Consider the following 12,076-nt stretch of genomic DNA (forward strand, 5'->3'; position numbering starts at 1 on the left):
TCAAGCTAAAATATCTTTTTTTAACGTATCGACTAAGCGTTGATTTTGTTCATCCGTACCAATGGTGATACGTAAAAATTGGTTGATGCGTGGTTTATTGAAATAACGCACAATAATACCTTGTTCACGCAATTTGCCTGCTAATTCGCCCGCATCTTTCGTTGGCAAAGATGCAAAAATAAAGTTCGCACTTGAAGGGAGAACCTTAAAGCCAATTTCAACCAATTGAGCCGTCAATTTCTCACGACTATCGATGACTTTTTGATTTTGTTGTTCAAAATAAGCTTGATCCTCAAATGATGCCACAGCCGCAGCGATAGCAAAGCGATCAATCGGATAGGAGTTAAAACTATTTTTAACTGCTTCAAGTGCTGCAATCAAATGCGGTTGTGCAATGGCAAAACCAACTCGCAATCCTGCCAATGAACGTGATTTAGACGTTGTTTGGCATACCACTAAGTTTTCGTACTTTTCAACTAAACTTACCGCAGATTCTGCACCAAAATCTACATAAGCTTCATCAATCAAAACCACTGAATCAGGATTTGCTTGTAGAACTTCTTCAATTGCAGATAATCCTAATGCAATACTGGTTGGTGCATTGGGATTAGTAATGATAATGCCACCATTCGGTTGCTTATAATCATCTACGACAATTTCAAAATCATCATTTAAAGGCAAAATTTTAGTATTCGTTGCAATACCAAAAAACTGACTATAAACAGGATAAAAACTATAGGTAATATCTGGATATAAAATCGGTTTATCTTGCACAAAAAATGCTTTAAAAATATGTGCTAAGACTTCATCCGAGCCATTTCCAACAAAGACATTTGAAATATCGACATGTTGTTGATTTGCGATAGCTTGTTTTAGTGCTGTTGCATCAGGATCTGGATATAAACGTAAGGCATCCGCTGAATTTTCCAATACCGCTTGCACTGCAGCAACTACTTTGGGTGATGGCGGGTATGGATTTTCATTGGTATTCAATTTTAAAATATTTTGAATTTTTGGTTGTTCACCAGGCGTATACGGCTCTAGCTCACGTACATCAGGACTCCAAAAACGCATTTGTTCAGAGGTAATATTTGGCATTTTATTTTCTCTATGCTCCCTCTCCTCTTGCGTAGCTTCGCTACTCATCCTAAAGGGAGAGGAACACTCAATACTTCATTATTTAGGTAATAACTTATTTATAACGATAACGTGCAGATCTCGCGTGTGCATCCAAGTTTTCTTGCTGCGCAAGAATATCTGCAGTTTTGGCTAAAGTTTTCACACCTTGCTCAGAGCACATGATCAAACTTGAACGCTTTTGGAAGTCATACACACCTAAAGGTGATGAGAATCGTGCTGTACCTGATGTTGGTAATACGTGGTTTGGCCCTGCACAGTAATCACCAATCGCTTCAGGCGTATAACGTCCCATAAAGATCGCACCTGCATGGCGAATGCTTTCTGACATTTTCTCAGCTTCGTCCAAACAAAGCATCAAATGTTCAGGTGCAACTTGGTTAATCAGCTCCGCACCTTCAGCTCGGTCTTTCACGAGAACCAATGCACCACGATTTTCAATTGATGTTCGTGCAATATCTGCTTTCGGTAAGGCTTCTAAATGCTTTTCAATCCATTGCCCAACTTCAGTTAAAAGTTGTTCATCAGGTGTAATGAATACTGCTTGCGCAACTGTATCATGCTCAGCCTGTGACAATAAATCCATGGCTAACCATTCAGCGTTATTTTTACCTTCTGCATAGACTAAAATTTCAGAAGGTCCTGCTATCATGTCAATACCAACTTGACCAAACACGGCGCGTTTTGCCGCAGCCACGAAGCGGTTTCCTGGTCCTGTAATTTTATCCACTTGAGGAATAGTCTCAGTACCATAAGCGAGTGCAGCAACTGCTTGTGCTCCACCTATAGTAAATACACGATGCACACCTGCAAGATATGCTGCAGCCAATACTAATGGATTTAAATCTCCATTTGGTGCTGGAACCACCATGATAATTTCTTGCACACCTGCTACATGTGCAGGTACAGCATTCATAAGCACTGAAGATGGATAAGAAGCCAAACCGCCAGGGACATAAATACCCACACGATCTAAAGGTGTAACTTTTTGACCGAGTGTATTACCCAAAGCATCGACATAAGTCCAACCATCTTGCTTTTGGGCTTGGTGGAATTCACGTACACGATTAGCAGCCATTTCCAAAGCTTCACGTACTTCAGTACTTAAACCTTCAAATGCAGCCTTAAGTTGCTCTTGTGACAGTTCTAAATCTGAAAATTGATGCGCTGGATGTCGATCGAACTGTTGAGTGAGTTTCAGTACATGTGCATCACCATGTTGGCGTACATCTGCAATAATTTGGTCTACTGTTTTTAAAAGCTCAGGATCACTCACTGTTTCAAAAGCCAACAAATCAGCAAAGACTTGTTTGAAGTTCTGCTCTTGAGTCGATAAACGGCGCATCTATTTACCCACAAGGTTAATTAGTAAAGATTTAGTTTACCTTGTTTTAGGTGATTTGTGGGTAAGGATTCATCATGAAAATAAGGAATGTGACAGGAAAATGCTTTTCATTAAATAGGAAATATCTATTTCTATTAAAATTATGCATGCGTATCAGGATGATCTCTTTCATCTTCTGAATACATTCACCACTTCAAAGCATCATACCTTCCAACAATAACAGATGAGTTCAATGAAAATGACCACTTTATTTCATCTTCATAAGTGTTTAAAACAATAAAAAACCGCCCTTTTGGACGGTCATTTACACTTAAATCTATTTAAGCTTTTTTCGCATTTTCACGTTCTTCAACAGCTTTTTCAAGTTGTGCAAGAATTGGATTTAACAACGTCTGTTTACGTTTAAAGCTAGCTTTATTGACAATCAAGCGTGAAGATACTTTGCAAATCTCTTCCAAAGGCTCTAAACCATTGGCACGTAAAGTATTTCCTGTATCCACCACATCGACGATGTAATCACCTAAACCGACCAGTGGGGCTAATTCCATTGAGCCGTAAAGTTTAATCACATCCACTTGCTCACCTAAGCTTGCATAGTATTGACGAGTTAAGTTGACATATTTAGTGGCAATTTTTAAACGACCTTTCGGACGAACCATGCCAACTTTACCCGCTGTCATTAACTTACAGTTGGCAATTTTTAAATCTAATGGTTCATACACATTTTGCGCGCCATGCTCCATCAATACATCTTTACCTGCAACACCAATATCCGCTGCACCATTTTCGACATAAGTCGGTACATCAGAAGCACGTAAAATCAAGATACGCACTTGTTTATGGGTCGTTGGAAAAATTAACTTACGAGATTTATCAGGATCTTCCAATAAGTTAATTCCAGCTGTTTCAAGTAAAGGCAATGTCTCTTTTAAAATACGACCTTTACTCAATGCTAAAGTTAAACCATGATCAAAATTACCCATGACGTCAAAGTTTGGATCATCGTTTCTCATATCGCTCATTAACTTACTCGCTCACTCGCTTAATTTGGACACCCAGAGCTTGCAATTTTGCTTCAATATTCTCATAGCCACGATCGATGTGATAAATACGATCAATTGTGGTTTCACCTTCAGCAACTAAAGCTGCTAAAACTAAAGAAAATGAGGCACGCAAGTCTGTTGCCATCACAGGTGCTGCAGATAATTTTTCCACACCCGTGACTACAGCATCATTACCTTCGACCTGAATATTTGCACCCATACGTGCCAACTCAGGCACATGCATAAAACGATTTTCAAAAATCGTTTCTGAAATTGTTGCAAAACCACGACCAATCGCATTGACTGCCATGATCTGTGCTTGCATATCTGTTGGAAAATCTGGATGCGGTAAAGTCCGAAAGCTCACCGCTTTTGGACGTTTACCCATCATATCCAATTCGATCCAATCATCACCACGGGTCACTTCTGCGCCCATTTCTTCAAACTTGTCTAATACAGCTTCAAGTAGGTTTGGATCTGTATGTGTGGTTTTTACCTTACCGCCTGTAATTGCAGCAGCAGCTAAATATGAACCGGTTTCAATACGATCAGCAACCACTGAATACTCACAACCATGTAGGCTTTCAACGCCCGTCACGACTAAAGTATCTGTGTCTAAACCTTCAATTTTCGCACCCATTTTAATAAGCATTTGTGCAAGGTCTGTGATTTCAGGTTCACGTGCCGCATTACGAATCGTCGTTACACCATCTGCAAGCACTGCAGCAGTGAGGATATTTTCCGTCCCCCCCACAGTCACCATATCAAAGATAACTTCACCACCTTTTAAACGACCGTCAACACTCGCGATAACATAGCCATTTTCAACCTCAATGTGTGCACCTAAAGCTTCTAATGCTTTTAAATGCTGGTCGACAGGGCGTGAACCGATCGCGCATCCGCCTGGCAATGAAACTTTCGCACTACCATAACGTGCCAATAATGGACCGAGCACCAAAATTGATGCACGCATCGTTTTAACCAATTCATAAGGTGCAAACTGATTATCTAAAGTAGACGTGTCTGCAATAACCGTTTCGCCTTCATAGCTCATGGTAATGCCTAAACCACTGATTAACTTAACCAATGTTCTCACATCTTTTAGATTTGGAACATTTTTGAGCGTAATAGGGGTATCAGCAAGAATCATTGCCGCTAACAAAGGTAAAGCTGCATTTTTCGCACCAGAAATACGCACTTCACCTTCAATCTTTGCACCACCTTGAATGACAAATTTATCCATTGACGCTTAAGCTCCAAACATACTGGCTTTGCGCCATTCTTCTTTAGTCATTGCACGAATAGTTACAGCATGTACTTCACCACTCGCAATATAAGAATTGAGCGGTTGATAAACAGTTTGTTGACGAGCAACTGGGCGTTTACCTTCAAATTGCTCATCGACAATACGTAGATCAAACTTACCTGCTTGTCCACTGACAGCGACTTCAGCATCAGGAAAAGCTGCTTTAAGGATTTCAGTGAGCTGTTCACTATTCATGGCATCGACCTCATTATAGGACTGTCAGTGTAAAAACCGAGTATTTTACTATAAACTCATCAAAATAATTCATTATCTTGTACAAAAATTATTGATAAAAAAAAGAGGTCTTTTTCAACCTCTTTTGCAAGTGAATATATTGATCATTCTGCAATCAAAATAGGTGAAGAATCGAGCTGCATTTTACGATGTCGCTGCAATTGTTTTTTTAATTTTTCAGTTAATTTTTTAATAGAAGTATACATATCATCTGCTGTTGCTTGCGCAAATAACTCTACGCCAGGTAAACGCACAATTGCCTCAGCGATATGATTGGCACTGCCTTTTTTAGAGATTTTGTCTAATTGGTGATCTTTACTCAGTTTGACTTGCATACTATTCACTTGATCAAGATGCTTCACCATCTGAGCAAATTTCCCACGAATATCATCCTCAATCGCGGGTGTAATACTTAAATGATGTCCACGAATTGTAATTTGCATAATTATAACCCTCTCCTTACCAAAGGATGTGACACGTCATAGCCGAAATGATCGAATGACAGAATTCACTTAGGAAAATTCTGCGTTTATTACATCATGCAATCATTTAGACTACTCCAAAACTAAAAAAGAGATTCATTATTTTCGTCAAATCGTCATAATGAATCTCTAGAATAGTCACATTTTTAAATTTAGATCAAGACTTTTCGATCAGAAGATGATGGAATATTTAAAGATTCACGATACTTTGCAACTGTCCTACGTGCCACATCGATCCCATCCTCTTTCAACATATTTGCAATTGTATTATCAGACAAAGGCTTACGTGGATTTTCTTCGGCAACTAATTTTTTAATTTTTGCTCGAATCGCAGTAGAAGATGCCTCGCCACCCGAAGTCGTCCCTACATGACTTGAAAAGAAATATTTCAACTCAAATAAACCCCGAGGCGTAAGCAGGTACTTATTGGTCGTGACACGAGATACCGTAGACTCATGCAACTCTACTTCCTCTGCCACATCACGCAGTACCAAAGGTTTCATCCCTTCTGCACCAATTTCCAAAAACTCACGTTGATGTTGCACGATACAACTTGCCACTTTTAATAAAGTCTTATGGCGTTCATCTACACTTTTAATAAAGTTTTTCGCTTCCAACATTTGATTGCGTAAATATTGATTATCATCACTTTGATCAGCACGCTTAATCATACCTGAATAGAATGAATTAATTCGCAACTTAGGCAAAATGTCAGGATTCAACTGCACATGCCAATGCCCATTTTTTTTTGATACAACAACATCAGGAATTTGATAATCTGAATCTTTTTCGGCAAACTCTGCCCCTGGATAAGCTTTTAAAGTTTTTAACAACTCAACGGCAGATTTTAATTGCTCGGTATTTAAACCTGTTTGTTTAAGTAATTTTGGTAATTCATTATTGACCAAAAGTTCATAATATTTTAATAAGATAGCGGCTTCATTTTTATACAATGTCCCATGCGGTAAAGCTTCAACTTGCAAAGACAAACATTCAGCCAAATGACGCGATCCCACCCCTACTGGCTCTAGACGTTGAATATGCTTCAATACGACTAAAACCTCATCTTCTTCAACTTCAATATCATAATCCATTTGCGTCAATATATGCGCAACCGACTGTATAATCTCAGAAATTGTAGCATCCAAAAAGCCTTTTTCATCCAATGCATCGACAATACAATAGGCGATTAATTTATCCACAGGTGAAAAGTGTAGTAAATTAATTTGCACCAACATATGCTCTTTCAGTGATGTATGACCTTCACGATTATCTTCTCGTTCTTCAAATTCTGGACGCTCCATCGCAGTAGATTGATGGGTATAAACATCATCCCAATCCGTATCGACAGGTAATTCATCAGGTAGATGGTCTGCATTTAATTCATTGGTTAAATCTTTTGAATCTTGTTCTTGTAATTGTTCTAAACTTTCAGTGGATGATTCTTCCTCTACTTTTTCAAGTAAAGGGTTGCTATCGAGCTGAATTTGAATTTCCTGCTCAAGTTCCAAACTCGACAATTGTAACAATCGAATTGCTTGTTGCAGTTGTGGTGTTAATGACAACGTATTTGCAACTTTTAACCCGACTGATAACTTCATTTAGCGACATCCTCAAAATCACATTCTATACTAAGCAAAAATCATGCCTTTTTATTGTTATAGCATAAGAATTCAACAGCGCCTAGCAAAAATCATTCCTTTCACCAAAAGCTTTACCTATAAAATGAATCATTTATTCAAAATAAATGGAAAATTCATCCTATTTTGCAAATCAAAGATCCAAAACATATGATTTCTCAATTTTAAAAACATTCAACACCACTTAGACTGATCTTCTTTCGACTAAAGAAGCACACAATTTATATGTTTTATCGCTTTACTTCTGAGAAATGAACGTATAAAAATGAATGCATAAAGAAATATCAAGGATCTATATTTCTAAATAAAACGATTGGCATGTTAAATGCTTTATTTTTAATGCAGCATCTATGCATGACATAAATAAATATGATTGGAGAGATCAGAATGAAAAAAATTTCAAAGCAAGTATTTACAACAACATTAGGTATTTTGATCGCAGGCGGTGCATTTTCTCAAGTACAAGCAGCAGATACTTTGGCTAAAATCAAAACTTCAGGCAAAGTTGTAATTGGATATCGTGAATCCTCCGATCCAATCTCTTATGTTGTAGGTGGCAAACCATTGGGCTATGCTGTTGATATTTGTAATAACTTTGCAAATCAACTGAAAAAAGATCTCAAATTACCCAATTTAAAAGTTGAATATAAAGCAGTTACATCTTCAACGCGTATTCCAGAAATGCTCGCAGGCAACATTGACATGGAGTGTGGTACAACCACTAACTCTATTCAGCGCCAACAGCAGGTTAGTTTTTCAACCAACTATTACGCAACCGAAGTACGTATGGTTGTCAAAGCCAACTCCCCAATCAAAACTATTGCTGATTTAAATGGCAAAGCAGTTGTGACTACTCAAGGGACGACCTCTGATAAATACATCAAAATGGGGGAAAAAGGTCAAAAAGTGAATGTCAACAATGTCTATGGCAAAGACCATTCTGACTCATTTGCTATGGTAGCTTCTGGTCGAGCTGCTGCTTTTGTCATGGATGATAATATTTTGGCAGGATTAATTGCTAAGTCATCAAATCCTAAAGATTTCAAAATTGTAGGACCTATATTATCTTCCGAACCGTATGGCATCATGATTCCAAAAGGTGATGCTGCATACAAAGCGATTGCAGATCGTGTGGTGACAGGCATGTGGAAAAATGGGCAAATGGCAGCATTGTATAAAAAATGGTTCTTGTCACCAATTCCACCAAAAAATGTCAATATGAATATGCCAATGAGTTCTTCGTATAAAAACCTGATGGCAAAACCAAATGATACGGGTATTAATTAATACTTTATAAAAAATAAAACCTTATAGATCAATATACATTTTTGTATGTTGATCTATATCTATTTCAAGATTATAAAATCAAAGGAGCACACATGTCAGTTGGCTCACTTAATTGGACGGCTTATTGCCTCCCCTCAAATGAATATAGTTTAGATAAATCTGCTTGGGCTGAATCCGTCTGTAAAGTCATTGGAGGTGAAAGTTATTCACCTGTCGCAGATGCACCAACTTGGTTACAACTGCTCGGTTCAGGTGTTTGGACAATGGTTTGGACAGCCGTTGCTGCTTTTTTTATCGCTTTTATTCTGGGTTCATTAATCGGTATTCTTCGCACACTCCCCAATAAACCATTGGCATTTATGGGGACTTGTTATGTCGAATTGTTCCGAAATATTCCACTTATAGTTCAACTATTTTTTTGGGCTTTTGTCTTCCCTGAACTATTACCACTCAGTCTAAGTACAGGCAGCGGAGAAATGGTACATGGCGGATGGTGGCAAAACCTACTAAATGATAATCCCGCAGTGGTCGGAGTATTCGCGTTAGGTCTATATACTGCCGCACGTATTGCAGAGCAAGTACGTTCAGGCATTAATACGGTTTCACGTGGTCAAAAAAATGCTGCTTTTGCCATTGGTTTGAATCAAAGTCAAAGTTACCGTTATGTCATTTTACCTGTCGCATATCGCATCGTTTGGCCAACATTAACCTCTGAAGCAATGAATATTTTCAAAAATTCTGCCGTACTTTATGCGCTCAGTATTTTAAATTTCTTTGCTTATACCAAAACCATGCGTGAAGAAACCTCTCAAGATATTGTCATTTTAATTCTTTCGACTCCAGTTTATCTCGTAATCACCTATACCATTAAACTCATTATGGCTTGGATTGAAAAACGAATGGCTGTTCCTGGTCTAGGTTCGGGAGGTAAATAGTCATGGATTTCAGTGTATTACAAAATCAAGATGTGATTCAAACACTCATTGCTGGGTTTAAATTTACTTTAACAGTGACTATTCTTTCCATCATTGGTGGGATTCTGATCGGCACACCATTAGCAATGATGCGCTTATCAAATAATAAAGTTGCGAGTAATTTTGCAAAAGTGTACGTAGATTTCTTTCGTGGTGTACCACTAATTCAAGTCATCTTCATTTTCTACTTTTTATTACCTAAATTTTTTGAATTTCAATCAGATACCTACTGGGGGCCATTATTTTCGAGTGTCGTAACATTTGCAATTTTTGAAGCAGCTTTCTTTTCTGAAATTGTCCGCTCAGGGATTCAATCGGTATCTAAAGGACAAGTGAATGCAGGCTATGCACTTGGTTTCACTTACGGACAAACCATGTCCAATGTAATCTTACCGCAAGCATTCCGCAACATGCTTCCCATTTTACTCACTCAATCTATCGTTCTTTTCCAAGATGTATCGTTAGTTTATGTGATCAGTGCACCTGACTTTTTAGGAAATGCCAATACTTTAGCCAACACATATGGCTCAGAAACAAAAGCAATGTTCTATTTATTGGTTGCAGTCATTTATTTCTGTATTTCTTTTACGCTATCACGCTTAGTGAAACGTTTACATCAAAAAATAGCAATCATCAGATAAGGAGAATCCATATGCCAATGATAGAAATACAACAAATCTCAAAATGGTACGGTGACTTTCAAGTCCTTACAGATTGCAGCACATCAATTGAAAAAGGAGAAGTTGTCGTTGTATGCGGTCCATCAGGTTCAGGAAAATCAACATTAATCAAAACTGTAAATGCTTTAGAACCGTTCCAACAAGGCAATATCATCGTTGATGGCACTGCACTCAAAGACCCAAAAACTGATTTAGCTAAATTCCGTTCTCGTGTTGGTATGGTGTTTCAACATTTTGAATTATTCCCACATATGACAGTTTTGGATAATTTAACCATTGGACAAATTAAGGTTTTAAATCGTTCTAAAGCAGACGCTGAAAAGAAAGCATTACAATATTTAGATCGTGTTGGTTTAGCTGCCCATAAAAATAAATTCCCCGGTCAGCTTTCAGGGGGTCAACAACAACGTGTTGCCATTGCACGTGGACTTTGTATGGATCCCGTCTGCATGTTATTTGATGAACCAACTTCTGCACTTGACCCTGAAATGGTGGGTGAAGTTTTAGAAGTGATGAGCCAACTTGCTAAAGAAGGCATGACCATGATGTGCGTCACTCACGAAATGGGCTTTGCCCGTAAAGTTTCAAATCGTGTCATCTTTATGGATCAAGGTAAAATTTTAGAAGATTGTGCAACCAATGACTTTTTCCACAAACCTGAAGAACGTCACGAACGCACCAAATTTTTCTTAGAGAAAATATCGGCAGTCCATTAATTACTTTTAATTTGTAAAATAATAACCTCGATTTATTCGGGGTTTTTTCTTATATTGATTTGATCACACTGCAAAATACCACTTCACCATCAATGTAGACTATCATTTTTCAAATGATTTATTTAAAGCTTATCTTTTTTAAGATTAACAATGTTCCTACCTATTTATTAATTCAAATTTTTTTAAAGGCTTTTTCACTTTCATTTGATAATGAATGACTTATTTTACTCTCCTAATCCATAATCTTCTTCAAGTTGTAATTTCTTTTCAAGAAATCAAGCATCTTCAGGAATTTTTTGTGTTGCATCAATCACAATTGCTCTATACGCATCACGTGCATTTAAAAACCGTTGATGAAAATGAGGCGTATCTTCTGCAAATCTTCTGCAAAGGGATTAAAACCTGTACTAATCACTGATCCCAGTCCATAAGTAAGCATTTCCAAAACTAAGATTCTTTCAGCCAATGCACCAGGAATATTCGGCATAAGCTCATAACAACGACTAGATGCATATTCTGCTGCCATCAAAGAACCATTTGGTCTTAAATCCATATTATTGGACGGGGGTAATGATCTAAGTATTTCTGTATATTCATACCAAAATCCACCATCAGTCATGTTAACTGATTTTGCTTCAGCAAGAAAATCATGCTGTTCATCCCTATTTAGGATTCTATTTTTTACTGTTTCTAAAAACATTTGTACAGTCATTATTTCATTTTTTTGTTCATTCATATATTCACCTTGATATATTTTAGTATTCTCAAATTCTTGTTGATTATTTTTTACACAACAAATACTAGACAACAAAAAATAATAAATCATTAATATAGTTCTAAGCATATACTACATATTTTTGATTAATTTGCCTTAAACCTCACAACAATAAAAAACACCCCCAACCTTTCAGTTGAGGGTGTTTAAATTTAAAAGCTGGCGATGACTTACTCTCACATGGGTAATCCCACACTACCATCAGCGCTAAGAGGTTTCACTTCTGAGTTCGGGAAGGGATCAGGTGGTTCACTCTTGCTATTGTCGCCAGCAAACTGTTATGGATACTTGCTTTGGTCTTATTTATTCACTTTTCAGTGTATGCCAATGCTTTTTCCAAATGAGTTATTAACAGGATAATTTGAGTTGCTATTGTAACTAGCTTTTGAACTAAATCAAGGTTTGATCTGACTGTTAGATCAGATATGAATCGATTTCAGTTTATACAACAACTGTT

Annotated in this window: 12 protein-coding genes and 1 rRNA gene; 4 read left to right on the plus strand and 9 right to left on the minus strand. The window is 37.5% G+C overall.

Annotated elements, in window-relative coordinates; translation table 11 throughout:
* From hisC to G0028_RS15085, 7 genes are all read right to left on the minus strand, one after another.
* On the minus strand, positions 1–1,098 hold the full coding sequence (gene hisC, locus G0028_RS15055; RefSeq protein ID WP_130075053.1) for a histidinol-phosphate transaminase: 1,098 nt from the start codon (positions 1,096–1,098) through the stop codon (positions 1–3).
* A gap of 94 nt (positions 1,099–1,192) precedes the next feature.
* Entirely contained in the window at positions 1,193–2,482 is a 1,290-nt protein-coding gene (hisD, locus tag G0028_RS15060) for a histidinol dehydrogenase (RefSeq protein ID WP_180047537.1), read from the minus strand.
* A gap of 320 nt (positions 2,483–2,802) precedes the next feature.
* Positions 2,803–3,504, minus strand: a complete 702-nt coding sequence (gene hisG / locus G0028_RS15065) for an ATP phosphoribosyltransferase (protein ID WP_130075051.1) — start codon at positions 3,502–3,504, stop codon at positions 2,803–2,805.
* Between the two features lie 4 nt (positions 3,505–3,508).
* Entirely contained in the window at positions 3,509–4,768 is a 1,260-nt protein-coding gene (murA, locus tag G0028_RS15070) for a UDP-N-acetylglucosamine 1-carboxyvinyltransferase (protein ID WP_130075050.1), read from the minus strand.
* A 6-nt stretch (positions 4,769–4,774) separates the two neighbouring features.
* Positions 4,775–5,026, minus strand: a complete 252-nt coding sequence (ibaG, locus tag G0028_RS15075; protein WP_111859958.1) for a BolA family iron metabolism protein IbaG — start codon at positions 5,024–5,026, stop codon at positions 4,775–4,777.
* A gap of 143 nt (positions 5,027–5,169) precedes the next feature.
* The gene (hpf, locus tag G0028_RS15080) at positions 5,170–5,508 is read right to left on the minus strand and encodes a ribosome hibernation-promoting factor, HPF/YfiA family (RefSeq protein WP_180047538.1); all 339 of its coding nucleotides are present in this window, start codon (positions 5,506–5,508) and stop codon (positions 5,170–5,172) included.
* A 191-nt stretch (positions 5,509–5,699) separates the two neighbouring features.
* Positions 5,700–7,148 (minus strand): RNA polymerase factor sigma-54, encoded by a 1,449-nt coding sequence (locus tag G0028_RS15085; RefSeq protein WP_174492127.1) that lies wholly within the window; start codon positions 7,146–7,148, stop codon positions 5,700–5,702.
* Positions 7,149–7,574: 426 nt separating this feature from the next.
* Here G0028_RS15085 and G0028_RS15090 point away from each other — a divergent pair, with 426 nt between their 5' ends.
* The 4 genes from G0028_RS15090 to G0028_RS15105 all read left to right on the plus strand — a co-directional run bounded on the left by G0028_RS15090 (position 7,575) and on the right by G0028_RS15105 (position 10,844).
* Positions 7,575–8,474: an amino acid ABC transporter substrate-binding protein gene (locus G0028_RS15090; protein ID WP_174492126.1), complete on the plus strand. Its 900-nt coding sequence runs from the start codon at positions 7,575–7,577 to the stop codon at positions 8,472–8,474.
* Between the two features lie 92 nt (positions 8,475–8,566).
* Positions 8,567–9,409 carry an amino acid ABC transporter permease gene (locus tag G0028_RS15095; protein WP_174492125.1) on the plus strand — a complete coding sequence of 281 codons (843 nt, stop codon included), beginning with the start codon at positions 8,567–8,569 and terminating at the stop codon, positions 9,407–9,409.
* Positions 9,410–9,411: 2 nt separating this feature from the next.
* A complete protein-coding gene (locus G0028_RS15100) occupies positions 9,412–10,089 on the plus strand; it encodes an amino acid ABC transporter permease (RefSeq protein WP_130075045.1) in 678 nt (225 codons plus the stop codon).
* An 11-nt stretch (positions 10,090–10,100) separates the two neighbouring features.
* Positions 10,101–10,844, plus strand: coding sequence for an amino acid ABC transporter ATP-binding protein (locus tag G0028_RS15105; RefSeq protein WP_174492124.1), 744 nt, complete (start codon positions 10,101–10,103; stop codon positions 10,842–10,844).
* 340 nt (positions 10,845–11,184) lie between these two features.
* Here G0028_RS15105 and G0028_RS15110 read toward each other — a convergent pair whose 3' ends face one another.
* Positions 11,185–11,580, minus strand: a complete 396-nt coding sequence (locus G0028_RS15110; RefSeq protein ID WP_180047539.1) for a hypothetical protein — start codon at positions 11,578–11,580, stop codon at positions 11,185–11,187.
* Between the two features lie 196 nt (positions 11,581–11,776).
* A 5S ribosomal RNA gene (gene rrf / locus G0028_RS15115) occupies positions 11,777–11,891 on the minus strand.
* Positions 11,892–12,076 lie beyond the last annotated feature (185 nt).

Source organism: Acinetobacter piscicola (assembly GCF_015218165.1).
Taxonomy (GTDB): Bacteria; Pseudomonadota; Gammaproteobacteria; order Pseudomonadales; family Moraxellaceae; genus Acinetobacter; species Acinetobacter piscicola_A.

Bases quoted from the DNA above. Each gene is read 5' to 3' on its own strand.
- G0028_RS15100 (WP_130075045.1), top strand. From the start codon at position 9,412: ATGGATTTCAGTGTATTACAAAATCAAGATGTGATTCAAACACTCATT.
- hisG (WP_130075051.1), bottom strand. From the start codon at position 3,504: ATGAGCGATATGAGAAACGATGATCCAAACTTTGACGTCATGGGTAAT.
- murA (WP_130075050.1), bottom strand. From the start codon at position 4,768: ATGGATAAATTTGTCATTCAAGGTGGTGCAAAGATTGAAGGTGAAGTG.
- ibaG (WP_111859958.1), bottom strand. From the start codon at position 5,026: ATGAATAGTGAACAGCTCACTGAAATCCTTAAAGCAGCTTTTCCTGAT.
- G0028_RS15110 (WP_180047539.1), bottom strand. From the start codon at position 11,580: ATGAATGAACAAAAAAATGAAATAATGACTGTACAAATGTTTTTAGAA.
- G0028_RS15105 (WP_174492124.1), top strand. From the start codon at position 10,101: ATGCCAATGATAGAAATACAACAAATCTCAAAATGGTACGGTGACTTT.
- hpf (WP_180047538.1), bottom strand. From the start codon at position 5,508: ATGCAAATTACAATTCGTGGACATCATTTAAGTATTACACCCGCGATT.
- G0028_RS15090 (WP_174492126.1), top strand. From the start codon at position 7,575: ATGAAAAAAATTTCAAAGCAAGTATTTACAACAACATTAGGTATTTTG.
- G0028_RS15085 (WP_174492127.1), bottom strand. From the start codon at position 7,148: ATGAAGTTATCAGTCGGGTTAAAAGTTGCAAATACGTTGTCATTAACA.
- hisC (WP_130075053.1), bottom strand. From the start codon at position 1,098: ATGCCAAATATTACCTCTGAACAAATGCGTTTTTGGAGTCCTGATGTA.
- G0028_RS15095 (WP_174492125.1), top strand. From the start codon at position 8,567: ATGTCAGTTGGCTCACTTAATTGGACGGCTTATTGCCTCCCCTCAAAT.
- hisD (WP_180047537.1), bottom strand. From the start codon at position 2,482: ATGCGCCGTTTATCGACTCAAGAGCAGAACTTCAAACAAGTCTTTGCT.